The sequence below is a fragment of the Nesterenkonia sp. HG001 genome (genome assembly GCF_034438835.1).
Taxonomy (GTDB): Bacteria; Actinomycetota; Actinomycetes; order Actinomycetales; family Micrococcaceae; genus Nesterenkonia; species Nesterenkonia xinjiangensis.
On sequence record NZ_JAOSZD010000006.1, the window covers coordinates 33,189 to 58,367 of the forward strand.

At 67.7% G+C, this 25,179-nt stretch carries 22 protein-coding genes, 1 tRNA gene and 1 pseudogene; 11 read left to right on the plus strand and 13 right to left on the minus strand.

What is annotated here, in order from left to right; genetic code table 11:
- Nucleotides 1-5 precede the first annotated feature (5 nt).
- The gene (locus tag ODE13_RS11275; RefSeq protein ID WP_322479366.1) at nt 6-509 is read right to left on the minus strand and encodes a hypothetical protein; all 504 of its coding nucleotides are present in this window, start codon (nt 507-509) and stop codon (nt 6-8) included.
- 311 nt (nt 510-820) lie between these two features.
- On the opposite strand from ODE13_RS11275, the gene ODE13_RS11280 reads away from it, so the two are divergent.
- Nucleotides 821-1,147 (plus strand): DUF4212 domain-containing protein, encoded by a 327-nt coding sequence (locus ODE13_RS11280; RefSeq protein WP_322479367.1) that lies wholly within the window; start codon nt 821-823, stop codon nt 1,145-1,147.
- On the plus strand, nt 1,144-2,820 hold the full coding sequence (locus ODE13_RS11285; RefSeq protein ID WP_322479368.1) for a sodium:solute symporter family protein: 1,677 nt from the start codon (nt 1,144-1,146) through the stop codon (nt 2,818-2,820). The genes ODE13_RS11280 and ODE13_RS11285 overlap by 4 nt, the downstream gene beginning before the upstream one ends.
- Before the next feature lie 177 nt (nt 2,821-2,997).
- Here the strand turns inward: ODE13_RS11285 and ODE13_RS11290 are convergent, their stop codons facing one another.
- The 3 genes from ODE13_RS11290 to ODE13_RS11300 form a co-directional block, all read right to left on the minus strand.
- Complete coding sequence (locus ODE13_RS11290; protein ID WP_322479369.1) at nt 2,998-4,368, minus strand: MFS transporter; 1,371 nt, start codon at nt 4,366-4,368, stop codon at nt 2,998-3,000.
- A 139-nt stretch (nt 4,369-4,507) separates the two neighbouring features.
- The gene (locus ODE13_RS11295; RefSeq protein WP_322479370.1) at nt 4,508-5,803 is read right to left on the minus strand and encodes a hypothetical protein; all 1,296 of its coding nucleotides are present in this window, start codon (nt 5,801-5,803) and stop codon (nt 4,508-4,510) included.
- Between the two features lie 246 nt (nt 5,804-6,049).
- Nucleotides 6,050-6,679, minus strand: a complete 630-nt coding sequence (locus tag ODE13_RS11300) for a hypothetical protein (RefSeq protein ID WP_322479371.1) — start codon at nt 6,677-6,679, stop codon at nt 6,050-6,052.
- A gap of 234 nt (nt 6,680-6,913) precedes the next feature.
- Here ODE13_RS11300 and ODE13_RS11305 point away from each other — a divergent pair.
- The 3 genes from ODE13_RS11305 (at nt 6,914) to ODE13_RS11315 (ending at nt 11,793) form a co-directional block, all read left to right on the plus strand.
- Nucleotides 6,914-6,989, plus strand: a tRNA-Lys gene (locus ODE13_RS11305).
- A gap of 182 nt (nt 6,990-7,171) precedes the next feature.
- Complete coding sequence (locus tag ODE13_RS11310; protein WP_322479372.1) at nt 7,172-8,893, plus strand: acyltransferase; 1,722 nt, start codon at nt 7,172-7,174, stop codon at nt 8,891-8,893.
- A 110-nt stretch (nt 8,894-9,003) separates the two neighbouring features.
- Nucleotides 9,004-11,793, plus strand: coding sequence for an aminotransferase class I/II-fold pyridoxal phosphate-dependent enzyme (locus ODE13_RS11315; protein ID WP_416210672.1), 2,790 nt, complete (start codon nt 9,004-9,006; stop codon nt 11,791-11,793).
- A gap of 49 nt (nt 11,794-11,842) precedes the next feature.
- Here the strand turns inward: ODE13_RS11315 and ODE13_RS11320 are convergent, their stop codons facing one another.
- The gene (locus tag ODE13_RS11320) at nt 11,843-12,796 is read right to left on the minus strand and encodes a LacI family DNA-binding transcriptional regulator (protein WP_322479523.1); all 954 of its coding nucleotides are present in this window, start codon (nt 12,794-12,796) and stop codon (nt 11,843-11,845) included.
- Between ODE13_RS11320 and ODE13_RS11325 the strand changes: the two genes are divergently transcribed.
- The 4 genes from ODE13_RS11325 to ODE13_RS11340 all read left to right on the plus strand — a co-directional run bounded on the left by ODE13_RS11325 (nt 12,779) and on the right by ODE13_RS11340 (nt 16,960).
- Complete coding sequence (locus ODE13_RS11325) at nt 12,779-12,913, plus strand: hypothetical protein (RefSeq protein ID WP_322479532.1); 135 nt, start codon at nt 12,779-12,781, stop codon at nt 12,911-12,913. The genes ODE13_RS11320 and ODE13_RS11325 overlap by 18 nt on opposite strands.
- Before the next feature lie 454 nt (nt 12,914-13,367).
- Complete coding sequence (locus tag ODE13_RS11330; RefSeq protein WP_322479373.1) at nt 13,368-14,525, plus strand: Gfo/Idh/MocA family oxidoreductase; 1,158 nt, start codon at nt 13,368-13,370, stop codon at nt 14,523-14,525.
- Nucleotides 14,522-15,616 (plus strand): Gfo/Idh/MocA family oxidoreductase, encoded by a 1,095-nt coding sequence (locus ODE13_RS11335; protein ID WP_322479374.1) that lies wholly within the window; start codon nt 14,522-14,524, stop codon nt 15,614-15,616. The genes ODE13_RS11330 and ODE13_RS11335 overlap by 4 nt, the downstream gene beginning before the upstream one ends.
- A gap of 60 nt (nt 15,617-15,676) precedes the next feature.
- Nucleotides 15,677-16,960: an ABC transporter substrate-binding protein gene (locus tag ODE13_RS11340; RefSeq protein WP_322479375.1), complete on the plus strand. Its 1,284-nt coding sequence runs from the start codon at nt 15,677-15,679 to the stop codon at nt 16,958-16,960.
- Between the two features lie 91 nt (nt 16,961-17,051).
- Here ODE13_RS11340 and ODE13_RS11345 read toward each other — a convergent pair whose 3' ends face one another.
- From ODE13_RS11345 to ODE13_RS11365, 5 genes and pseudogenes are all read right to left on the minus strand, one after another.
- The gene (locus ODE13_RS11345) at nt 17,052-17,954 is read right to left on the minus strand and encodes a hypothetical protein (protein WP_322479376.1); all 903 of its coding nucleotides are present in this window, start codon (nt 17,952-17,954) and stop codon (nt 17,052-17,054) included.
- Between the two features lie 102 nt (nt 17,955-18,056).
- Entirely contained in the window at nt 18,057-18,452 is a 396-nt protein-coding gene (locus ODE13_RS11350; RefSeq protein ID WP_322479377.1) for a VOC family protein, read from the minus strand.
- 60 nt (nt 18,453-18,512) lie between these two features.
- Nucleotides 18,513-18,758 (minus strand): annotated as a pseudogene (locus tag ODE13_RS11355) (VOC family protein); the annotation flags it as partial.
- Nucleotides 18,692-19,144, minus strand: coding sequence for a helix-turn-helix transcriptional regulator (locus tag ODE13_RS11360; RefSeq protein WP_322479524.1), 453 nt, complete (start codon nt 19,142-19,144; stop codon nt 18,692-18,694). The gene ODE13_RS11360 and the pseudogene ODE13_RS11355, both read right to left, overlap by 67 nt.
- A gap of 26 nt (nt 19,145-19,170) precedes the next feature.
- Entirely contained in the window at nt 19,171-19,557 is a 387-nt protein-coding gene (locus ODE13_RS11365) for a VOC family protein (protein ID WP_322479379.1), read from the minus strand.
- 212 nt (nt 19,558-19,769) lie between these two features.
- Here ODE13_RS11365 and ODE13_RS11370 point away from each other — a divergent pair, with 212 nt between their 5' ends.
- Nucleotides 19,770-20,174 (plus strand): hypothetical protein, encoded by a 405-nt coding sequence (locus ODE13_RS11370; protein ID WP_322479380.1) that lies wholly within the window; start codon nt 19,770-19,772, stop codon nt 20,172-20,174.
- 79 nt (nt 20,175-20,253) lie between these two features.
- On the opposite strand, the gene ODE13_RS11375 is transcribed toward ODE13_RS11370, so the two are convergent.
- The 3 genes from ODE13_RS11375 to ODE13_RS11385 are packed head-to-tail and all read right to left on the minus strand — an operon-like array spanning nt 20,254 to nt 24,197.
- On the minus strand, nt 20,254-22,026 hold the full coding sequence (locus ODE13_RS11375; RefSeq protein WP_322479381.1) for a formate--tetrahydrofolate ligase: 1,773 nt from the start codon (nt 22,024-22,026) through the stop codon (nt 20,254-20,256).
- A complete protein-coding gene (locus tag ODE13_RS11380) occupies nt 22,023-22,934 on the minus strand; it encodes a methylenetetrahydrofolate reductase (protein ID WP_322479382.1) in 912 nt (303 codons plus the stop codon). The genes ODE13_RS11375 and ODE13_RS11380 overlap by 4 nt, the downstream gene beginning before the upstream one ends.
- A gap of 12 nt (nt 22,935-22,946) precedes the next feature.
- Entirely contained in the window at nt 22,947-24,197 is a 1,251-nt protein-coding gene (locus ODE13_RS11385; RefSeq protein ID WP_322479383.1) for a glycine cleavage T C-terminal barrel domain-containing protein, read from the minus strand.
- Between the two features lie 132 nt (nt 24,198-24,329).
- On the opposite strand from ODE13_RS11385, the gene ODE13_RS11390 reads away from it, so the two are divergent.
- Nucleotides 24,330-25,142 (plus strand): IclR family transcriptional regulator, encoded by an 813-nt coding sequence (locus ODE13_RS11390; protein ID WP_322479384.1) that lies wholly within the window; start codon nt 24,330-24,332, stop codon nt 25,140-25,142.
- Nucleotides 25,143-25,179 lie beyond the last annotated feature (37 nt).

The window sequence follows — 25,179 nt, forward strand, 5'->3', positions numbered from 1 at the left end:
GGGGATCATGCGGCGGGCCGCATCCTCCACATCCGGACGGCCACTCGGATCAAGATCACCGCACCGCCGGCGGCGAGGATGAGTCCCATCCCGGGCAGCAGGCCACCCCAGGAACCGGTCTGGGCAGAGAGCTGGATCAGCCGGAACGCCTGGGCGGCGACGATCAGAGCCACCAGAACGCCAGGGATCAGCGCGTGGGCGAGGGCCAGCCCCCGCTTCGGCACGAAGGCGCCGGCGAAGGCGAGGAACCCGACCGCCAGGGTGGCGACGCCCGGGCCGTCGGTGCCGCGCAGCGAGAAGGTCTCCCCCGCGATGGGGATGACGACCCAGGGCAGGAACGCGGAGATGATGAGCATCAGCCCACCGAGGATCATGGCCTTGCTGCCGACGTGGAACACCCCCCATCCGGTGGAGCGGCCCGCACGGATTCGGGCGGTCAGACCGCCGAAGATCCCGCGGTCGGAGCTGCCGCTGCTGCCCGTCGCTGTGCCGTTCGCCGTGGTCGTCATGCCCTGATTCTACGAGTGGCGGGGGTCACACTGACCACTCTCCTCCGGGAAAGATCGCCGAGCGGCACCCTGGGCTCCGCGAGCGGCTGCTTTCACCCGGCGAGCGGCGGCCCTGCACGGGTGCCGACCGCTCGCAGACCCATACCTGCCGCTGGCGAACACAGGGGCACCGTCTGCACGAGTTTTCTTGTGACCCGCCTCACAGTGCGGTTTCTTTGGTGTCAAGACGTGTGCGGCGGCAGTCACCGCGCACCCCGTCCTGGGCAGCACCGCCCAGGATCGACTCGCCTCAGAAGGGAAGGGAGACTCCCATGGCCGACGCGGCATATGAGAGCACCCCCGGCGACGCCCCGCCAGACCAGGACGGTTCCTGGCGGCAGCGTTACTGGAAGAAGAATCTGCGCTTGATGATCGTCCTGCTGGCGATCTGGTTCACCGTCTCCTTCGGCTTCGGTGTGCTGCTGATCGAACCGATGAACTCCATCGAGATCCTCGGATTCCCGCTCGGGCTCTGGTTCGCCCAGCAGGGATCCATCTACACCTTCGTGCTCATCATCCTGGTCTACGCCCTGTGGATGGACCGGATCGACGACGAGTTCGGTGTCTCGGAACGCAACGGGGACGGTGAGCGCGCATGAGCGACATCCAGTTCTGGACCTTCTTCTTCATCATCCTGACCTTCGGGATCTACATCTTCATCGCCTGGCGCTCCCGGGTGAAGGACACCAAAGAGTTCTACGTCGCCTCTCAGGGCGTTCCCACCATCGCCAACGGTGCCGCCGTCGCGGCGGACTGGATGTCCGCGGCGTCGTTCATCGGGATGGCCGGACTCATCGCCTTCCTCGGCTCCGACGGCTCCGTCTACCTGATGGGCTGGACTGGCGGCTACGTGCTGCTGGCCCTGCTGCTGGCCCCCTACCTGCGCAAATGGGGCAAGTTCACCGTCCCGGAGTTCGTGGGAGACCGCTACTCCGAGTCGGTGCGCATCGTGGCCGCCGTCGCCGCCATCGTGGTGTCCTTCACCTACGTGGTCGGCCAGATGAACGGTGGCGGCATCGTCTTCAGCCGCTTCCTCGGCCTGAACCTCACCTGGGGCGTCGTCGTCGCCGCCGCGATCATCTTCTTCTACGCGGTGCTCGGCGGCATGAAGGGCATCACCTACACCCAGGTGGCCCAGTACTCGGTGCTGATCACCGCCTATCTGATCCCTGCGGTGGCCGTGGCCCAGCAGACCACGGGCATCCCCGTCCCGCAGATCTCCTACGGACGGATCCTCGCCGAGCTGGACGCGCTCAGCGTGGAGTTCGGACTGCATGAGTTCACCGAGGCCTTCGCCGGCCGCGACGGCGGACAGATCGACGTGTTCCTGGTGACCGCTTCGCTGATGCTCGGCACCGCCGGACTGCCGCACGTGATCATCCGGTTCTACACGACCAAGACCGTCCGCGGCGCCCGCTACTCGGCGTTCTGGGCGCTGTTCTTCATCTCCCTGCTGTACCTGACGGCTCCCGCCGTGGGCGCGTTCACCAAGCTGAACCTGCTGCAGGGCGTGCGGGGCGCCACCGTGGACCAGCTGCCAGCGTGGATCGAGACCTGGGGGGCCACGGGCCTGGTGACCGTCGCCGACGGCGTGAACACCATCCAGTCGGTCTCCAACGATGCCGCCTCCGGTGCCGACCTGATCGTCAACAACGACATCCTGGTGCTCGCCTCCCCGGAGATCGGCGGGCTGCCCGCACCGATCATCGGTCTCATGGCGGCCGGCGGTATGGCCGCGGCGATGTCCACTGCGGCAGGCCTGCTGCTGGTCATCTCCTCGGCGGCCTCCCATGACCTGTACTTCCGGGTCATCAAGAAGGAGGGTGCTTCCGAGGGGCAGCAGATGCTGGTGGGACGCGTGGCCATGGCGGCGGCGATCGTCATCGCGATCTTCGCCGGGATCAACCCGCCGGCGTTCGTGGCCCAGGTGGTCGCGTTCGCCTTCGGACTCGCGGCCTCCACGTTCTTCCCGATCCTCCTCCTGGGGATCTTCTGGAAGCGCGCCAACGGCGTGGGTGCCACCGCGGGCATGCTGACCGGCCTGATCTTCACCTCCACCTACATGATCTACACCCTGGAGGTGTTCGGCACCGGCTCCAACGAGCACATCCTGGGCGTGAGCCCGGAGGGCATCGGCGCGATCGGCGCGCTGGTCAACTTCACCGTCACCATCGTGGTGTCGAAGCTGACCGCCCCGCCCTCGCACGAGGTGCAGGAGATGGTCGAGTCTATCCGCTACCCGCAGCAGCGGAAGGTGGGCGCCGACCTCTGAACCCCGCACCCGGCCGGCGACGGCCCTGCTCTGGTGAGTCCTCGGACTCCCGAGCGGGGCCGTCGTCGCGCGCTGCCCCCTCCCCGCTCGGTTGAGAGGGTGAGTTTCCGCCCGAATGGCCCGGATTTCCAGCCAGTTCGGGCGGAAACTCACCCTCTCAACACAGGGAGGGGAGCGTCAGTCCAGGTGCTTGGCGGTGGTGTCCGGGGCCAGTCGCATCATCACGACGACGGCGGCCACCACACCGACCAGGCAGACGGTGAAGGCGCCGGCCAGCCCCAGGGCCGGTTGCAGCCAGCCGATGAACAGCAGCGGTCCCACGCCTGCACCGATGCGTGAGACCGTCGACGCCCAGCCGAAGCCGGAGCCGCGCAGCTCGGTGGGGTACAGCTCGGAGACATAGGTGTAGAGCACCGGGATGGCGATCTGGATGATCAGGCCGAAGCCGAGCACCATGAACAGCACCAGCGCCGGGACCTCCATGACCAGGGCGAGGCCCACCAGCAGGGCGGTCGCCGTCGGGGCGCTGATCGCCAGGAGCACCCGACGTCCTGTCAGCTCCACCAGGGCCGTGGAGATCAGCACGCCCACGAGCCCGACGCCGGCCATCCCCGCCGAGGTGATGAACGCCCGGGACTGCTCATAGCCGGCCTCGATGAGGAAGTGAGGCATCCACTGCAGGGCGATGTAGTAGACCGTCATCACCCCCAGGAACATCACCCAGGCGACCGTGGTGATGCGCCAGCCGTGGGCCCAGACCCGGCGCAGCTGCACCCCCAGGGAACCCAGTGTCAGCCGGGACGACTCCTCCCCCGGAGTGAGCACGTACTCGCGCGGTGTGGCGCCGGTGCGGATCACCAGGCCGTCGATGATCCGCCGGGCCTCGTCCACTCTGCCTTGTTTGATGAGATACATGGGTGATTCGGGCACGAACAGGCGCACCGCGAAGACCAGCAGGGCGGGCAGGATCATGGCCAGCAGGGGAAGCCGCCAGTCACCCCATGTGCCCACCAGCCAGGCGGAGACGAACCCGGCCAGGGCGGCCCCGATAGGCCACCAGCCGTCCATGGCGGTCAGCACGCGGCCGCGGTGCTTGGCGGGGGTGAACTCTCCGACCAGGGCATAGTCCACCGGCACGCAGCCGCCGAGTCCGATGCCGGCGAGGAAGCGGAACAGCACGAACCAGCTGAGGTCGTTGGTCATCGCGCCGGCGATGGTGAAGATCGAGAAGATCAGCAGCGTCCAGGCGAAAGCCTGCTTGCGGCCGATGCGGTCCGCGATGGTTCCCCACATGACCGCGCCGACGGCCATGCCGATGAGGTTCGCGGTGCCGATCCAGGCCGCCTGGGAGGCGGTGAGGCCCCATTCCTCGCTGAGCAGCGGGATGAGGATGCCGTTGAGCGAGACGTCCCAGGCGTCGAACATGAAGCCCAGGCCGCCGATGAGGAAGATCCGCCCCTGGGCGTTCCAGCGCCACGGGAGGGACTGGACGACGGCCTCACCGGTGGGGCGGGCATCGCGAGCTGTGGTGGAGGTGTTGTGCTGCACGAGGAGAGTGTAGAGCAGACGACGGCGGCCCCGGGGCCCGCGCGACGTTCCCCTTCGCGGGGCGTCATCGTCGCGTGGGCCGTCCGGGGCCGCGGTCGTGCTGGGAGCCTGCAGGCTCCCAGCGATCAGGGATCAGGAATCACTCCCAGGTGATCTCCAGCTCCTCGGCCGTCATGTCAACCACGGGGTCACCGAGCCAGCGCGGGTCACCGGACCAGAGTTCGTACAGGTCGGTGCTGCCGCCGGCGCGGGCCTCATACTCGACCTCGACGGAGATGCTGGCGTAGTCCGTGCTCACCAGGTTCGGGTTCGACCAGTCCAGTCGTGGTTCGAGCCCTTCGAGCGCCTGCTGGTCGGAGGACGGGAGACTGCGTTCGATCGAACCGTCGATGACCTCGGCGCCGGAGATCTCATCCGGCATGTCGAGGCCGCAGCCGGCGTCCTTCTCATTGGAGGCCACGCATTCCTCGACCTCCGAGATGATCAGCTGACGCCAGGTGTCCTCGGCCTCCTCGGTGAGGACCGGAGTGAGATCACTGGTGGAGATGTAGGTGTCGGTCGCGTAGACGACGTTGTCGTCACCCTCGAAGGTGAAGTTCTCGTGGGCGATGTCCAGCTCATAGGCCGCCCCGAAGAAGACGTAGGTGTCTGAGGTGGTGAACTCGACACCGTTGACGGTCACGTCGAGCGCGCCCGCGGAGGGCTCGCTGAGCGTGATGGAGGCGTCCAGGTACCAGGAGTCGCCCTCATCATCGGTGGAGGTCCAGAAGCGATGGGTGACGTCCTCATCACCGACGGTGAAGGTGGCGGTCACCTCCTCGCTGAACGCGTACTCGCCGACCTCGACCTCATTGACGGAGATCTCGGTGATGTCCGCGAGCTCCAGGGAGGCGTCGAGGACCTCCTGGGTCATATGGGTGGTGTCAGAGGGCGCGTCGATCAGTGACAGCGCTCCCTCGGCGTCGCCTTCGGCCAGCGCCGTCAGATACGCCTCCACGGCGCCGTCCGGGGTGGAGTCCGCGCCCGGCTCGACAGCCGCTCCGCCGTTCTCCTCACCGCCGTTCTCGCCGCCGCCGTTCTCGCCGTCGTCCCCGCCCCCGCGTCCGAGCACCAGGAACAGGACCACCGCGATGATGACGAGCAGAAGCACGACGCCGCCGATGATGCCGAAGATCAGGCCCTTGCCGGGGCCCTTGCCACCGGCGCCGCCACCGGGGCCTCCGGGCCCGCCCGGCTGGCCCGGACCTCCGGGACCAGCTGGCCCCGCGGGGCCCCCTGCTCCGTAGCCGCCCTGGCCGTACTGGTGGCCCCCGTAGCCCGGCTGGCCCTGCCCGTAGCCCGGCTGACCTTGCTGCCCGTAGCCGGGCTGGCCCTGCTGGGGGTTCTGGCCCTGCTGCCATGCGCCCTGCTGGCCGTATGGGTTGTTCTCCGACATGAGTCGCCCCTCTGTCAGTCAGCTGCTGCTGACCCTCGTCATGATCAAAGTGCGGTGGACGTCCACGCGCGCGGGTCCGAACCATGCGGCCCCTCCCGCCGTACAGGCGCGAACGAACTCGGGCCGTACACGCCCGAGCTTCCTCGGGCGCAACCTTACCCTCATCTTCCTACTCGATCCGCATGATGACAGGGATCGCGACGCAACGTTGTGAAGTCGTGACGTGGGGACGCGACTCCCCCGGGCTCAGTCCAGGGTCCCTGCCCGGAAGGCCCGTGCCGAGGCTTCGAGTTCCTCCGCGGTGCGCACCAGCTGGTCAGCACGAGTGGTCATACGTCGGGCGACATCATCCGACGTGCCCTCATGGCTGTCCGCCCAGTGCGCCTCACCCCGGGAGATCACCCGGCAGAAGGCTGCGGCGCGGTCGAAGGCGACGTCGATGTCACCGGTGTACATGCCTGCCAGGACCATGTCCGCGAGCTTGGTCATCTCGTCCGAGGTAGGCGGTTCGGGAACACCGGCGATCGCAGCAGTGGTCGTGTCACCACGGCCGGCGCTGTAGTACTCGGAGAGGCGACGAGGATTCTCCTGCACGGCGGCCCGGATCGCGTAGATCCGCCAGAGGCTGCCGGCCAGGGAATGGGCCGGCGAGTCGGCCCAGAGCTCGGCGATGGCTTCGATGCCTTCGGTCTCGGCGAGCCTGATGAAACGTTCGGTGACCTCCGGATCGTCGGAGTCGCGGCCGTGGTAGACCAGGGCGTGGGCGGTGTCCTGCGCGGCCTGGGAGATCGTCGCCGGGTCGGCTCCGCCCTCCCGCTCGTCGAACACTGCAGGATCGGTCATCTTCGGTCGGCGATGGCGTGCTGTGCTGCTCATCACGTCTCCTTCCGGTGGGGGCAATTATGCCGCTAAACGTCGCTGGTCACCAGAGTGGCACCAACATGCAGCACGGAGGGGTGATTCCCGGGAGCCCGGCGGGTCCCGGAGATCATCCGCCAGATGCCTGGTCGTTCGGTGGCGAGGGCACGACGTCGACCGCCGAGGCAGCGTGATGGTCTACGATAGAAGGCGCCTCGGGACGCCTGACGGGCGCCCCGAGAGTCACATCGCGGGCCTTTAGCTCAGTTGGTAGAGCATCGGACTTTTAATCCGCTGGTCGCGGGTTCGAGCCCCGCAGGGCCCACCACTGAAACCCCTGGTCAGAGCGATTCTGGCCGGGGGTTTTCCACGTTCGCCAGGGCCGCCGGCCAGCCAGGCCGGCTTCTCCAGCTGGCCAGACCTGATCCCGCGTTTCCGTTCACCAGGCACGATGGTCTCAGAGTATGAGCAGGCCTTCAGCTGATGGGCGATGCACGAGAGGATCAGGCCATGAGCCAGTCGGGACCAAGGCCCTCACACAATGTCGACTACTCCCCGTGGAAAGCCGGAGCCGAACTGAGCTTCGAGCAGCGGATCGCTCAGGAGGAGCACCTGCGCCTTCTCGAAGAGGCCGGAGCGCGGTTCGGAGACTCATGCTTCGTCTCCGAGATGGCCTGCGTCGACGTGGACAGCCTGGACATGGGGGACCACAGCTACATTGCGGCCGGAGCCTACGTGACCGGTGACGTGACGTTCGGGCGGCACTGCTCGGTGAACGTGTACACCGTCGTCCGAGGAGACGTCCGCGCCGGCGACGGCGTCAGGATCGGCGCACACACCTCGATCCTGGGTTTCAACCACTCGATGAGCGACCCGGACATCGAGATCTTCCGTCAGCCGCTGACGAGCCAGGGCATCACCATCGGCGACGACGTATGGATCGGTTCCAACGCCGTCCTGCTCGACGGCATCACGGTCGGTTCCAAGTCTGTCATCGGCGCAGGATCTGTGGTGACGAAGGACGTCCCCTCCGGCGCCGTGGTCGGAGGCAATCCCGCCAGAGTGATCAGGTATCGAACCCGGCCCGGCTCCCTTGCTCATGGCACAAGCCTGGCTTCCCGGCTGGAGCGCTTCGCGGACGACGCACGACGCAGCGCACGGCCCCTCCTGGAATCTCATTGGTCGCCCGAGCTCGGTCTCTTCACCAGCCATCCCTCTGGAACTCCGACCACGCGGGCCCAGGGGGATGCGATCGAGATCGCGGATCTTCTTCTCGGGGACGCGCCCCCACAGATGCCACGCGAAGAACTCGTCGAGCTGCTCCGATCACTGCAGGACTCCTCCACAGGCATGATCTGCGCCTTGTCTGCAGATGGCACCCCCGTCGCACCACCTGATGAGGGCGCCGACGCTCAGACCGCCTATCACATACTCTCCACCGGCTACGCGCTGGACCTCCTCGGCAGTGCATTCGCTCACCCGATCACCATGGTGTCGGGTCAAGGCTCCGCAGACGTGGTGAACTCCTTGGAACGCCTGCCATGGACGTCGGAGGTATGGGGCGCTGGCGACAGGACAGACATCCTGGCCACAGCGATCCACTGGAACAGCACACTCAGCCCTCACACGTCAGAAGGACAGATCGAGACAGTGATCGGCTGGCTCATGCGTCACGTCGATCCTGTGACAGGCATGTGGGGATCTCCGCGGGCCGGCGACGGACTTCTCCAGATCGTCAACGGCTACTACCGCACGACACGGGGATCGTTCGCCCAGTTCGGTGTGCCTGTTCCCCACCCTGAGCGAGTCATCGACACCGTCCTGCGGCACGCCGAGGACCCCCGGTGGTTCAGACCGGACCGGCGAACAGCATGCAACGTTCTCGACGTCGCCCACCCTCTGTGGCTGGCCTCCCAGTACACGAGCCATCGTGAGTCAGACATCACCGAGCTGGCGCAGACCTGGTTGCCCGAAACCCTCGGGCAGTGGGTCGAAGGAGACGGCTCATCCCAGGCCTCGGGCGCTTCAGGGTTCAGTTTTCGAGCGCCCTACGCCCGAACGGTCGGCACACAAGACACGTCCGTCAGCCTCCAGGGAACAGAGATGTGGCTCGCCATCGTCTGGTTCTTGGCTGATCTGGCTGGAGTCTCAGCGAGCCTCGACTACCGACCTCGCGGGGTCCACCGTCCCGAACCGGCGTGGCAGCCGCATTTATCCCAGCAGGTCCGCTGAACGGTCACGTTCATGGGTTCCTGCAACATGCTTGTGACGTCCTGGCCTCTATCATCGAAGCACACCCCAGTTGGCGGACGACCGACACTTGGAAGGACACTCCCCAGATCATGATCAGCAATGGCGCTGACCACCTCGTACCCCAGAAGCCCCAGGACTCCGGACCCCACGCCACCTCCGGCTCTGAGGCTCTCTCCCCGGCCCCCTGGTCCGCTGCGCTGGAACGCGATCCGGGGATGCCGGCGAGCACCTGGCGGCTGCGCAGCGACGCGTGGGAGTACCTCCGGTTCGCGGTCAAACGCCTGGCGCTGGGCAGCGACGCCGTGGAGGTCCTGGCGTCCGACAGTGAGATCCACCGCTCGCTGCGTGCACTGGAGACCATCGAGATGTACTGGGCCGGCTTCGGTCAGCGCTACGTGAGAGACATCGGAGATCTGCTCGAGGCCGGCGACTACCGGACCGCCCTGGACCGCATCGGCCGGGTGGTCCACCGGCTGCGCGGCGACACCGTCCCCGATGAGCCGCGCGACGAGCACCTCGAGGAGCAGGAGCGCACGGAACTCTCGGCCGACCCTGATCCACGTCCGCGGTTCGAGGTGCTGGTGATCGACGAGACCACCGCGGCCGACCGGGACACGATGCGGGCCGACGGTCTGCGCCTGCGCGCACCGGCCGACGCGTTCATCTACGAGTTCGTGGTCGTCCCCTCGGCAGACGACGCCGTGGCCGCAGTGCTCACGAACCCGAACATCCTCGCCTGTGTGGTGCGCCCGGGCTTCAGCGACCACACACACCAGCCGCTCAGCCGGGACCTGCGCGAGTCCATCCACCTCGCGCGCGCCCAGGTGGCGGAGGGGTCGGCGTCGGCGCGCAGCTCGCTCGCCTCAGTGCAGCGGGTGCTGGGGCTGGCGGACACGCTGGCCGCGATCCGCCCCGAGCTGGACCTCTACCTCATGGCCGGTGCCCACATCGAGGACCTCGCCGGGGCCCTCACCCGTCGATTCCGTCGCGTCTTCTGGCGTGAGGATCAGCTCGAGCTGCACCTCTCCCTGCTGCGCCGGGTCTCCCACCTCTATGACACACCGTTCTTCACAGCCATCCAGGGTCACGCACGGCGCCCGGTGGGCGTATTCCACGCACTGCCGGTAGCCCGCGGCGGATCAGTGGTGTCCTCGAAGTGGATCAGGGACCTCGTCGACTTCTACGGCCTCAACCTCCTGCTGGCCGAGACGAGCGCCACCTCGGGCGGCCTCGACTCGCTGCTCGCACCCACCGGGACCATCAAGAAGGCCCAGGACCTCGCGGCACGCGCGTTCGGCGCCAAGCACACGTTCTTCGTCACGAACGGCACCTCCACGGCGAACAAGATCGTGCACCAGGCTCTCGTCGCACCTGACGACGTCGTGATGGTCGACCGCAACTGCCACAAGTCGCACCACCACGCCGTCATGCTCACCGGCGCGCGGCCGGCCTACCTCGAGGCGTACCCGCTCAATGACTTCGCGTTCTACGGTGCCGTGCCGCTGGACCGCATCAAACAGATGCTGCTCGACTACCGAGCCGCCGGCCGGCTCGACGAGGTGCGCATGGTGACCCTCACCAACTGCACCTTCGACGGCATCGTCTACGACCCGGAGCGGGTCATGGCCGAGTGCCTCGCGATCAAGCCCGACCTCGTGTTCCTCTGGGACGAGGCGTGGTTCGCCTTCGCCGCCTTCCACCCGGTGACGCGCCGCCGCACCGCGATGGCGGCCGCGAAGAACCTCGAGCAGCGACTGAAGACTCCCGCGCATGCCGCCGCACACCACGCCCAGCAGGAGCGGCTGCACGACGCCGATGGAAACCCCGCCGCCGACGCGGTGTGGCTCGAGGAGCGGCTGATCCCGAGCCCCGACGCCCGCATCCGCGTCTACGCCACCCACTCCACCCACAAGACGCTCACCGCGCTGCGGCAGGGATCGATGATCCACGTCTACGATCAGGAGTGGCGGAGAGAGGCCGAGGAGCCCTTCCACGAGGCGTACATGACGCACACCTCCACCTCGCCCAACTACCAGATCCTGTCCTCCCTCGACATCGGACGCCGCCAGGTCGAGCTCGAAGGCTTCGAACTCGTGCAGCGCCAGCTCGACCTGGCGGCCAGCCTCGCCCAGGCCATCGCCCGCCACCCGCTGCTGCGCCGCACCTTCCGCGTGCTCACCGCACACGACCTCATCCCTGCTGATCACCGTGGCGTGGGGCGGCCGATGCCGCTGCGCCACGGCCTGGCCACCATGTGGAAGGCCTGGGCGCAGGACGAGTTCGTCGTGGACCCCAGCCGGATCACCATCGAGATCAGCCGCACCGGCGTGGACGGCGACACCTTCAAGCATGAACACCTCATGGACCGCTATGGCATCCAGGTGAACAAGACCAGCGGCAACACGGTGCTCTTCATGACCAACATCGGCACCTCCCGCAGCGCCATCGCCTACCTCATCGAGGTGCTGGTCAAGCTGGCCGAACGCTTCGAGGACGAGCAGTCGCAGCGCCATCCCGAGGACCGCCTCCCCCTCGAGGCGCCCATGCCTCCGCTGCCCGACTTCAGCGCCTTCTCGCCCGGCTATGCCACCGATGACGTGCTCCCCGACGGCGACATGCGCACCGCGTTCTTCCACGGTCAGCAGCGGAAGAACATCGAACATGTCCTCCCTGAGGAGCTCCGCGCGCGCGTCGCCGCCGGTGAGCAGCCCGTCTCCGCCGGCTTCGTCACCCCCTACCCGCCCGGCTTCCCCGTGCTGGTGCCCGGGCAAGTCATCACCTCAGGGGTGCTCGACTTCATGGCCGTGCTCAGCACCCGCGAGATCCACGGCTACGACCCTCGCCGGGGGTACAGGATCTTCACCGAGACCAGATCTTGACGAGGCTGGCAGAAGCGGTGCGTTCCGGCGCAGCCAGTCGGAAGCCCAATCACTGAAACTTCGGTGCACGGCCGGTGCTCTCACGCCAGATCAGCCGAGTCACCGGCACGTCGGCCTGCTCAGCTTCCTCACCGCGCAACAACGCGATCAGACGAAGCATCGCCGCTCTGCCCTGAGCCCGACGGTCCACGGCCACAGTGGACAGGCTGGGGCTCATGAACCGTCCCATCTCGCGGTCCTCCCACCCGACGATGCTGACGTCACCCGGCACACGGAGACCGCGCTCAGCAAGCGCTCGGACCGCACCGGTGGCCACTACATCATTGGCCGCGATGATCGCGGTGAAATCAATCTCCTGACGCTGAGCGACAGCGTCGTATCCTGACTGAGCGCTCCAGTCGCCGACGATCACGCCCGCACTCTCAAGTCCCTCGATGTCGGCCGCGTGTTCAGCGATGGTGGCGAGAAAGGTCTCGCGGCGGGCGCGAGCCGAGACAAAGTCCTGCGGCCCTGCGACATGGAGAAAGCGTCGATGGCCCATCTCGGCGAGGCCCGAGATCGCATCCGCGACTGGGGTCGCGTCAGCCAGCTGTCCGACCCCACGGAGCTTGTCGTCGAACTGGTCGAACACCACGAAGGCGCCGCTGCCGTACCCGGCAGGGACACCTCCGTCCGGAGAATCGCCGAGGAACAACACACCCTCGCTGCGACCGGACGCAAGCAGCTCGGCAGCGCGCTGGGCACGCACCGTGGATGGACCGGCGACCACGGCAACCTCCATGTGATATCCAGCCTCCCCTGCGACTTCGGCCGCGGCTGCAAGGGTGGACGTGGGAAATCCGGTGACGGAGCCCGGAAGGATCGCCGTGACGACACTGGACCGGCCCGTACGCAGAGTCTGGGCGGCGAAGTCCGGGCGATACCCGAGGGCATCGACGGCCTCACGAAGGCGCTCAATTGTTGCGGGCTTCATTCCGGGGTCGCCATGCAGAAATCGCGACACCGTCTGGTGCGAGACACCAGCGCGCTTGGCGACCTGGTGGAGCGTGGGGCGGCGCTGCGCACTGGTCGCACGGTACGTCTGTGGGTGGGGATCCTGCCGGGCCATGGCGCCTCCTGACTGCTCTCTTGCTGACCGTAGCGGATAGGAGACCTGTGTGGGACACCGATAGGAATCCGACCAAACTATTGACACAGCTCCATCCACGCTCGTAATGTGCGTGTCATCACATTTCGTGAACGTTCACTTTCTTTTGGATCTCCACTCCAGGAAGTCTAAGCCACAAAAAGTGAACGTTCACGAATCGCCGTGACAGGTTCGAGCGGACAACGACGGCGTGGTCCCCACAGGCCGCCGACGGACGGAGCGACGACGGCCTTCATCGCTGGCCAGCGGAGCTCATGCGCAACGCACAGTCTGCCGTGGTGAGTGCCTCCGATACACCGTGGCGCACAGCTCGGACACCACTGCCTCTGTCCTCCGACCCTCATGATTCACCAGCAAAACCACGGCCCCATGGACCTCGCTGGCGGCAGCGGCACCCGACAACCACTCATCCACAGAGGAGAAACACGTGCTCAAAGTCGCGATCATCGGCTCCGGAAGCATCTCTGCACTGCACATTCAGGCGTATCAGGACTTCCCGGAGCGCTGCGAGATCATCGCCTTCGTCGATGTCTCGACGGACAACGCCCGAACTCGTCGAGATGAGTTCGGACTGTTCGATGCGAGGGTCTACACGACGGTCGAGGAGATGCTCGGGGCCGGCGAGTCGGTGGACGTCGCCAGCATCTGCACGCCGCCCTCGACGCATGAGCCGCTCTCAGTGGCCTGCCTGCAGGCCGGGGTGAATGTCCTGTGCGAGAAGCCCATGGCCCCTTCTCTGGATGCCTGCGATCGGATCCTCGCCGCGGAGCAGTCCAGCGACGCAGTCTTCGCCTCAGTGGCACAGAACCGCTATCGGGACGACGTCGCACAACTGCGCTCCGTCCTGGACTCCGGACTCCTCGGCGACGTGACCCGCGTCGTCGTGGACTCCTCCTGGTGGCGCGGCTTGCCCTACTACGACCTGTGGTGGCGTGGGACATGGGAGACGGAGGGCGGAGGTTGCACCCTCAACCACGCCGTGCACCACATCGACCTGCTCCTGTGGCTGCTCGGACGACCCGAATCCGTCACCGCAGTCCTGGCCAACGTCGCTCACGAGAACGCGGAGATTGAGGACCTCTCCGTCGCGGTCTTCCAGTACCGGCGTGCCCTTGCGACGGTGACGAGCTCCGTCGTCGACCATGGTGAACGTGCTGGCATCACCGTCCAGGGTCGAGATGCCAGCTACAGCCTCTCCGGCGAAGCCATCGCCGAAGTCACCCAGCCCCATGGATTCGGCGAAGACGGCGGTGATCCCCACCGTGTCGCGGAGGTCGACGCCATCCGCGATGCAGTGCCTCCGCTTGCCCACACCCTCCACCGAGGGCAGATCGACGACTTCCTCACGGCTGTCGAGACCGGCACCCGCCCAGCCATCGACGGTCATGACGGCCGCCTCACGATCGAGGTGATCACCGCGATCTATGCCGCAGGCATCGAACGCCGCGCCATTGACCTCCCTCTCGCTGCGGAGGACCCCTTCGCGAAGGACGGGGCGCTCCTTGAACGAGCACCTCGCTTCTACACGAAGAGAGCCTCCATCCGTGCCTTCAACACCACTCCCCAGGCTGTGGCCGCGTCATGAGCCATACGACCGTCGAGCACACCCCGGAGGACAAACCGCAACCCGTAGTCGCCGAGGACGAATTCATCATCGCCGCCGTCGGGCTCGACCACGCCCACATCTACGGCATGTGCTCGGGCCTGATCGAGGCCGGCGCCACCCTCAAATGGGTCTATGACACCGACGAGGGCCGCGCCGACGACTTCCGCCGGAGGTTCCCGCAGGCCCAGGTGGCGCGCTCCGAAGACGAAGTGCTGAACGACCCGGCGGTGCACCTGGTGGCGAGCGCCGCAGTCACCTCGGAACGTTGCGCGATCGGCCTGCGCGCCATGGAGGCCGGCAAAGACTACTTTGCCGACAAGGCACCCCTGACCACGCTGGACCAGCTCGGCCAGGCACGTGCCGCCGTCGAACGGACAGGACGCAAGTACGCGGTCTACTACTCGGAACGCATTCACGTGGAGGCTGCCGTCTTTGCGGAGCAGCTCGTCGAACGAGGGGCCATCGGCCGGGTCCTGCAGGTCACGTGCTTCGGCCCACACCGCCTCAACCCCGCCAACCGGCCCGACTGGTTTTGGGACAAGGAGAAGTACGGCGGAATTCTGACCGACATCGGAAGCCACAACGTGGACCAGGTCCTCCACTACACGAGGTCCACGGACGCCGACGTGTCACACAGCAGCATCGCCAACTACGCCAACCCGGAGCACCCGGGGCTGGACGACTTCGGAGAAGCGAACCTCATCACGAACACCGGAGCCACCGGCTACATCCGCTGTGACTGGTTCACCCCCGGCGGACTCCAGTCCTGGGGAGACGGGCGCACGTTCATCCTCGGCACCGAGGGCTTCATCGAGCTGCGCAAGTACATGAATCTCGGCACGGACGAGGGCCCCGGGCACCTCTACCTGGCCAACGCAGGAGGCGAACGACATTTCCAGGTCACAGGGCAGGTCGGCTTCCCCTACTTCGGGCGTCTCATCCTCGACTGCCTCCAGCGCACCGAGAACGCCATGACGCAGCATCACGCCTTCAGATCCATCGAGCTCGCCATCACCGCGCAGGGCACCGCCGTGGACCTCACACCCCGTGAAGGAGGTGCCCCAGCCTGACACTCGCCTTGACCTCACAGACTTCGGAACCGCCATCACGTCGCAGGAGGAACACCCATCATGAGCAACACACGCAGCTCCTCACAACCACCAGCAGCACTCGCCGCCGCCACAGTGCTGGCCCTGACACTCACCGCATGTGGCGGCGACGCCTCACCTGAGGAAGGTGGGGACGTCGAGCTCCGGTTCGCCTTCTGGGGAACCGCCGATCGCGCAGACCGCTTCCAAGAGGCGATCGATATCTTCGAGAACGAGAACCCAGGCATCGACGTGAAACCTGAGGTCAACGACTGGGACGGTTATTGGGACCGCCTGGCGACGGTGGTGGCCGGTGGCGACATACCAGACATCATGATGCAGGAAGACCGATACATCGGCGAATATGCCAGCCGCGGCGTCCTCGCAGACCTGTCCGGGAGCGTCCCCACAGACGACGTCGACGCCCACCTACTGAGCAGCGGCGAGATCGACGGCGCACAGTACGGCTACCCCACCGGGTCCAATGTCTTCTCCGTGGTCGCGAACCCAGACATGTTCGAAGACGCGGGCGTCCCGATGCCGGATGATTCGATGTGGACCTGGGAGGAGTACGTAGACATCTCCAACGCGCTCTCAGACGGCTTGGACGGCCAGGCCTTCGGCACCAGCGACTATTCGTTCGCCGAGGTCGGATTCCGCGTCTATGCCCGCCAGCACGGCCAGGCACTGTTCACAGAAGACGGGACCCTAGGGTACGAGGACGAGCTCCTCGAGGAATGGTTCCAACGCTCTCTTGACCTGCAGGAGTCCGGTGGCCAGCCATCGGCAGATCAAGGCTTGGCATTGGACCTGCTCGACTCTCCGATCGCCACGGGGGAGGCCGCGATGTCGCTGACCTGGTCCGCGCAGCTGGAGGTGCTCTCCGAAGCGACCGGAACCCACCTGACCTTGTTGCGCATTCCGGGCGAATCCGAGTTCGACCAAGCAGGTATGTACTTCAAACCCGGCATGTATCTGGCGGCAGCTGAGACGAGCGACCACCAGACCGAAGCCGCACAGTTCATCGACTTCATGATCAATGACACTCGCGTCGGCGAGATCTTCCTCTCAGAACTCGGGTTGCCCGGGAACGCGAACGTGCGAGAGGCGGTCGTCGCTGAGCTGGACACCGTTGACCAGGTCGCAGCCGACTTTGTGACGGACCTTTCTGATGAGATCGTCGATGCCGCAGCGGTCATGCCTCAGGGGGCCAGCGCAGCGGCGGAGATCATGCAACGTGTCAATTCAGAGGTGCTCTTCGAACAGATCACCCCTGAAGAGGGGGCTGCGAAGTTCCGATCGGAGCTGGAGGCCGCACTCTCCTGACCCTGTGCCGACTCTCAACCTGGTGCGAGCACACAGTGTTGTGGACTGCCCGCACACTCCGGGCTGTCTCCGCCCTAGCCGCCCGTGCGGCTCAGCCTCCCGCACGCGCCCCCACGCGCTGCACGATCGCTGCGGCGAGCGCCGTGGCCGCCTCGGGCACCCTGTGCAGGTTCAGCGCCGGTTCGAACAGCTCGGCCTCCAGCAGCACGATCCCCCATTCGGCGCTGGTGACTAGGTCGATCCGGGCGTAAAGCGGGGGCTCGGCTCCGGAGGCGGCGTCGATGGCGGCCATGACGGACTCCGCGAAGTCGGCCTCCGCGGCGGTGGCGGTCACCGGCTGCGGGTCCTCGGAGTATTCGCCGCCGGCCAGTCCGCCGCCTCGGGCGAGGATCGCGCCCTTGGAGATGGTGTGGGTGTGCCGGCCGTCGATGAAGTACAGCGCCTTCTCCGCGCCGGCGGAGAGCTCCGGCACCTCGGGTTGGACCATGATCATCCGGTCCTCGGCGAGGATCCGCCGCCCCAGATCCAGCGCTTCCTCGCTGGACGCCCGCAGCAGCCCGGTGTGCAGGGCACCGGCAGAGACGGTGGGCTTGAGGACCACCCAGTTGCCCCTGTGGGCGTCCAACGCGGCTCGCAGCTGCTCCTCGGTGGTCGCCCACCGGGTCGGCACGGTGTTCACGCCGTGCGCCTCCAGGTCCCGCAGGTAGACCTTGTCGAGGTTCCAGTCCACCAGCGCGGGGGTGTTCAGCACCGGCACATGCCGGTGAGCCTCGGTGAGCCAGGCCCGAAACTCCGCCTCGCGCCACGGGTAGTCCCAAGGGCTGCGCAGCACCAGCAGGTCGTAGTCGCCGTCGCCGGGGGTGTGGGCATGCCACACGACCGGGGTGGCCTTCAGCCCTGCCGCGCGCATGGCCGGCAGCAGCACCGGGGTGTCCGGATCCTCAGCCCCGGGCAGGTATTCGTCGGTCACGACGACGCCGACATGTGCGGTCACGTTCCACCTCCGCTGATCCTCGGGAAGCCACGGCGGCGTGCGCCTGCCGGGCCCCTCGACGATACAACGGCAGCACGTCGGTTCCCCGGACCCCGGGGTCGCTCAGCCGTCCATCTCCGCCCGCCAGGCGTTCCATCCCCAGCACAGGCAGAAGGGATGCCCGGCCGGATCGGCGTAGACCTGGAACCCGGTCTCCACGTCGAGATCCTCGGCGGACTGCAGCAGCTCCGCTCCCAGTGCCATGACCTGCTCATGCTCGGCTCGGATGTCCTCCACGTAGAGGTCCAGGTGGATCTGCTGCGGCCGCCCGTCGGGCCATTGTGGGCGCACATGGTCCGGCGCATGCTGGACCGCGAGCGGGAACGTACCGTCGACCTCCACCTCGTACCAGTCGGGGTCAGAGCGCCGCACGGTCCCGCCGTGGACGCCGGCCCAGAAGGAGGCGACCGCCTCGACGTCGGCCGCATCCAGCACCACGATCTGCTGTCTGAAACTCATGGGGGCATGATGCCACGTCCGCACGCACCGGGCCGTGGGCTCCCGGCCGGAGCGTGGTGCTCAGCGCTGGTTGATGCGCAGCAGGTTGCCGGCCGGGTCCCGGAACGCGCAGTCGCGCACCCCATCGTCCTGGTCGATGGGCTCTTGGACGACGTCGGCTCCGGCGGTGGACATGGACTCGAAGGGCCCGTCGAGGTCATCGGTGGCCAAGGTCAGCGCGGTGAAGCTGCCTTTGCTCATCAGCGAGAGGACGACCTCCCGCTCCTCATCGGTGATGCCGGGGTACACAGCGGGCGGGTGCAGCAGGCTTCTCGGTTCCTGACCGGTCGGCGACGTGGCCGGCTGATCTGCTTCGCCACACAGGCAGGCACTCCGCGCAGAGACTCGGCGGCCCGCCGTCGGTACTCGCTGGGCGGCATTCCCACCAGCTCGGTGAAGCGCGTGGAGAACGTTCCCAGGGAGGAGAACCCCACCTCGAAGCAGGCGTCAGTGACGCTGAGATCCCCACGGCGCAGCAGCGTCATGGCTCGCTCCACCCGGCGGGTCATCAGGTACGAATACGGGGATTCCCCGTAGGCGAGGCGGAACTGCCGGCTCAGGTGCTCAGCCGAGAGGTACACCCCACGGGCCAGGTTCTCGCCGTCGAGGGGCTGCGCGTACTCGCGATCGATCCTGTCCCAGACCTGGCGCATCAGCACCAAGGTGGCGCGGCGGCCGGTCACGAGGGGACCGGGGAGATCCGGGCCCGCAGCAGGCAGAACTCGTTGCCCTCCGGGTCCTGCAGGACGTGCCAGGGTTCCTCACCGGACTGGCCGACGTCGGCAGGGCGGGCTCCTATCGCCAGCAGCCGCTCCAGTTCGGCGGCCTGGTCCCGGTCGGTGGCGTTGAGGTCGATGTGCAGCCGCGGCCGGGCCTGCTCCGGCGCCGCATAGGGGCTCAGGATGAGGGTGGGCTGGGAGCCGCCGAATCCGTCGCGAGCACCGATCTCGATGCTGCCGTCACCCTCGCGGTCCAGGACCACGAAATCCAGCACCTCGCACCAGAACTGCGCGAGCGCCTCCGGGTCGCGGGACTGAAGGACAAGCTCTCCGATACGACATGCCACGGGCCGCACCTGCCTTCTCCTGTCAGGGCCCGGAGCTGCCGGGCCGATCTCCCAGCATCCTGCCACGCAGAACGTCCCCAGGGAACAGGCCGCCTCCCCTGCCGGTCCGCGGCCGCACCCCGGTATTCTGACGCTGCGGGCCACGGTGCTGCAGACCACGGTGCCGCGCGCCCGCCCCTGACTCCTCACGGCACCCGCAGAAGGTGATCCCGGTGGCGCCCACCGTCGACGACGTCCGCATCCTGGCCTCGACGCTCCCCGACGTCGTCGAAGGCACCTACCGCGGTCACCCCCAGTGGTCCGTGCTGAACGCGGCCTTCGCCTGGGAGCGGCCGTTCACCCAGGCCGACATCCGGCGATTCGGCGACGAGACGCCGCCCTCGGGCCCCATCCTGGCCGTCCGCGTGGAAGACCTCGACGAGAAGGACGCCGTCCTGGGTTCGGGGGTCCCGGGCCTGTTCAGCACCCCACACTTCGACGGCCACCCCTCCGTGCTGATCCAGCTGGAGACGATCGATCCTGACGACCTGCGGGTGGCACTCGAGGACGCCTGGTTCGCCTGCGCGCCCGCGGACCTCGCCGAAGAGTTCCAGGCCCGGCGCCGCGATCCCCGCTGATCATGACCCGGCAACGCCGCGGATGAGGTGGTCCGGAGTCGGCTCGAGCCCTCAAGGCAGCACACGACCTGCCCAGTTCTCAGAACAGCCCGATCGTCCGTCCCTCGGCGTCGATGTCGATGTTCTCCGCGGCCGGTGCCGACCCCAGTCCCGGCATGGTCTGCATCGCACCGCAGATCGGGTAGATGAACCCTGCACCCGCGGAGAGCCGCACCTCCCGCACCGGCAGCCGCCAGCCCGACGGCGCCCCCATCAGCTTCGGGTCCGCGGAGAGGGAGAGATGGGTCTTCGCCACGCAGACCGGCAGGTGCCCGTAGCCCGCCTCGGTGTAGGCCGCCAGATCCTTCGCCGCCGTCGGGGAGAGGTCCACTCCGTCCGCCCCGTACACCTCGGTGGCGATGGCGTCGATCTTCTCGGTCAGCGGCGCCTCGTCCGGATACAGGAATCGGAACTGGCCCGGCTCCTCGACCGCCTCCACCACCGCCTCTGCCAGCTCCGCGGCGCCTGCGCCGCCGTCGGCGAAATGCGTGGAGACCGCGCACCGGGCGCCCTCCTCTGCGGCCACCCGCGCGATGGACTCATGCTCGGAGGCGGAGTCGGTGGGGAACGCATTGATCGCCACCACCGGCGTGACCCCGTGCCGGCGGATGATCCGCAGCTGGGCGCGCAGGTTCTCCGCCCCGGTGCGGACCTCCTCGGGGTTCTCCTGGAGCATCGCCTCCGGCAGCGGCCGACCCGCCACCACCCGGTGTCGCCCCGAATGCACCTTCAGCGCCCGGACCGTGGCCACCACGACGGCGGCGTCGGGCACCAGGCCGGAGATCCGGCACTTGATGTTGAAGAACCGTTCGGCTCCCATGTCCGCGGCGAAGCCGGCCTCGGTGATCAGATAGTCGGTGGCTCGCACCCCGATGAGGTCAGCCACCACTGAGGAGTTGCCGGTGGCGATGTTGCCGAAGGGCCCGCAGTGCACCAGCGCCGGAGTATGCTCCACGGTCTGCAGCAGGTTCGGCTGCAACGCCTCCCTGAGCAGCACCGTCATGGCGCCGGCGGCCTTGATGTCCTCTGCGGTGACCGGCTCGCCCTCCCCGGTGGTGCCCACCACGATCCTTCCCAGCCGGGCACGCAGGTCCTCCAGCGAGCGCGCCAGCGAGAGGGTGGCCATCACTTCCGAGGCGGCGGTGATGTCGAAGCCGGACTGGCGGACCGGACCGTTCGACGTCGCCCCTCCCCCGGCCGGTCCCATCCCGGTGACGATCTGCCGCAAGGAACGGTCGTTGACGTCCATGACGCGCCGCCAGGTCACCCGTTCGGGGTGCAGCCCGGAGGGGCTTCCGCGGTGGAGGTGATTGTCCACCATGGCGGCCAGCTGGTTGTGCGCGGCGGTGACGGCGTGCAGGTCTCCGGTCAGGTGCAGGTTCAGCCGGTCCATGGGGACCACCTGGCTCCATCCGCCGCCGGTGCCTCCGCCCTTGATGCCCAGAGTGGGCCCCAGAGAGGGCTGGCGCACCGCGACGGCGGCCCGTCGGCCGGTCTGCTGCAGTCCCTGACCCAGCCCCACCGCCGTCGTCGTCTTGCCCTCCCCCAGCGGGGTCGGGGTGATCGCGGTGACCAGGATGTATTTCGCTCGGGGCCGGTCCGCCAGGCGCTCGATCGCGGCCAGATCCACCTTCCCCACGCCGCGCCCGTAGGGCTCGATGAGGTCCTCGTCGAGCCCCAGCTCCGTGCCGATCTCACTGATCGGGCGCAACTGGGTCCGCGCGGAGATGCCCAGGCTGTCCTGGGCGGTCAACGGTGCGGCGGACCGCTCCTCGGCGACCTGCTCGCCTCCGGTGTGGTGGGTGGTCGTCATGCGTGATCTCCCTCCTGGAGCCGGGCCAGCAGCCGCCGGCGCCACAGCTCAGTCTCTTCGAGCGCGTTGAAGGTGTAGAGATGGAGGCCTGACACTACGCCGCCGTCCTGAGCGGCGGCCAGGCCTGCCGCCAGCGGCGTGGGGTCATAGCGGCCCAGGGAGGCGAGCCGCCGCGCCACTCCGGCCCCGCCGGAGGCCAGGAAGCGCAGCGATTCTCCGACGCCGATCCGCCCAGCGATGCGCATCAGCTGCGCCGAGCTCGCCGCCCCCGGGAGGCCCGCGAACACGGGGAGCCTCATGCCGGCGGCCTGGAGCCCAGCGGCCCAGCTGAGCACGGTCTGCGGGTCGAAGCAGAGCTGACCGACCACACAGGAAGCCTGATCGACCTTGCGTCCGAGGGAGCCCTCGAGCGCCTCCGCCGGGATCGTCAGATGCCCCTCCGGATAGCCGGGCACCCCGACGCGAAGCTCCGGGGCCAGCCGACGCACCGCCTGCAGAAGCTGTTCGCCGTCGTCGAAGGTCTCCCCGCGCTGGCCCGTGCCGGCCCCGCGGCGGTCGTCGCCGGGCGCAGCGTCCCCGCCGACGGCGAAGACCTCCTGGATCCCGGCCGTCTGCAGCCGCTCCAGCGTCACGGGCAGGGAACGCTCCCCGTGCTGCGTCGCCGCCAGGTGCGGCACCGCGTGGAAGCCCTCCGCCGCCAGCGCCTCGGCGGTCTGCACCGTGGGCTCGGGGCCGCGCGCAGGCGAGGCGGTGACTGTGACCGTGGCGCCGGCCGGCAGGTGGGCCACGGCGTCGTCGACGACCCCTGCCAGGGGGAGCACCTCATATCGGAGCCCAGCCAGCAGCTGGCTCAGGACCTCCCGCTGCGCAGGACCCCCCAGGGGGTCGGCGCGAACCTGTCGGGCCACCGGCGGGTGCCCTCAGTTCTCCGTGTGAGTGTGGCCGTTGCCCCCGAGGAAGGCCTGCTTGGGAGTGTCCTTGGTGGGGTCGACGAACGGCTTGGGCACCACCACGGCGGACACGACGCCGGCCGGGGTCTCGATGTCCAGCTCGGTGCCGATCTCGCTGAGCCCGGTCGGCACCATCGCGAAGCCGATGTTGCGCTCCAGTCGCGGGGAGAAACAGGCCGAGGTGACCTCGCCGACGCGTTCCCCACCGTGCCAGACCGGGAACGCCTCGATCATCGAACCGTCGTTGTAGGTCCCCAACGGGGGCCCGCCGATCTCCACTCCGGCGAGCCTGCGGCTCACGCCCTCGTGTTTGATACGAGTCAGCGCCTCTTTGCCGATGAAGTCTGACTCCTGATCCAGGTCCACCATCCAGTCATATCCCATTCCGACCTCGAAGGGGTTGGTCCGGTAGGTGATGTCACTGCCGTGGGCCAGGATCCCTGCCTCGATCCTGCGCATGTGGCAGGGACCGATGACCTTCATCCCGAAGGGCTCACCGGCGGCCCAGACCGTTTCCCAGAGCCGGACGCCGTCGCGCGAGGCGTTCTTCACGTAGATCTCGAAGCCCAGCTCCGCGGTGTATCCGGTGCGCGAGACGATGACCTCCATGCCGTCGAGCGTGTACTCCCTGAGCCGGTAGTAGCCGATATCGAAGATGTCCTCGCCGAAGAGGGCCGCCATAACCTGCCCGGCGAGCGGCCCCTGGACCTGCACGGGGCCGACGTCGGCCTCCTCGATGGTGACATCCATGCCGGACCGGTAGGCGAGCCCGCGGGCCCAGAGCAGGATGTCGCTGTCCGCCAGAGAGAGCCAGAAGTGGTTCTCCCCCAGGCGCAGCAGAACGGGGTCATTGAGGATGCCGCCGTCCTCGGCGGTGATGAACACGTACTTGCACTGCCCCACCTCGCACTTGGTCAGGTCGCGGGGCACGAGCATGTTGGTGAAGGCGAAGGCGTCGGGACCGGTGATCTCGATCTGCTTCTCGACGCCCACGTCCCACAGCGTCACCCCGTGGAGCAGGGCCCAGTACTCAGCAACCGGGTCGCCGTAGTGACGCGGATGATACGTGTGGTTGTAGACGCTGTACATCGCGACCCCATGGCGGCGCGACGCCCAAAAGAAGGGGGACTTGCGGAGCCTCGGATACAGCAGGATTCGGGGGTCCGGGACGACGGCGTCGACGTCGTCCGGGACGGCGAAAGTGCCTTCGTTGAGAGTCATGGGGGCCTCCCTGCTGCCACATCATTGGGACACTTCCAGCATGACACTGTGTCGCGCACCACACAATAGGTTGCGTCACGCGCGACGCCTAGTCTTGTGCTGGGTGCCGCGCGGAGGGCATCCTCGAGAGTGATGGACACTGAATCTGCAGCAACCAGCACGAACGGAAAGGCCGAGTCCGGAGCGCCGGTCAGGTCGGTCGACCGCGCCCTCACCGTGCTGACCATCCTCGCCAGGGAGGGCGAAGCGAGCCTGGGCCAGATGGCACGGGAGCTCAGAGTGCACAAGTCCACCGTGGGACGCCTGACAGAGGTCCTGGTCCGCCACGACCTGGTCGAGCCGCCCGAGGGTGCCGGAGGCTACCGACTGGGCGTCGGCTGCCTCCGGCTGGCCGGGGCCACCACCGCACGCCTGGACCTGACCGTTGAGGCCCAGCCGGTGTGCGACGAGCTCTCCGCCGAGATCGGCGAGACCACCAACGTGGCCATCACCCGCGAAGGCGTGGCGATCAATGTGTGCCAGTCCGAGGCCGACACCGCCGTGGCGATGCGCAACTGGATCGGCCAGCACACCGCCCTTCACGCCACCTCCAACGGGAAGGTGCTGCTAGCCCACCTGCCGGAGAAGAGCCTCACGGCGGTGCTGGATGCCGGCTTGGAGCCCTTCACCGCGCACACCCTTACCCGCCCCGCGGAGCTGACCGAGGAGCTGCAGCGGATCCGCAGCCGCGGCTGGGCCTACGCGGTGGAGGAGTTCGAGGAGGGCCTCAATGCCGTGGCGGCGCCCGTCTTCGACCACAGCGGCGCCGTCGTCGCCGGGATCAGCGTGGCCGGGCCCTCCTACCGGCTCCCAACCGACCGTCTCCCAGATGTCCGCGAACCGGTCATCCGGGCCGCCGACGCGCTCTCCCGCCGGCTGGGGCACGTGGGCCGCGCACAGAGCTGAGGGGCGCCGCTGCCCGATCTGCACACGCTTTGTGAGA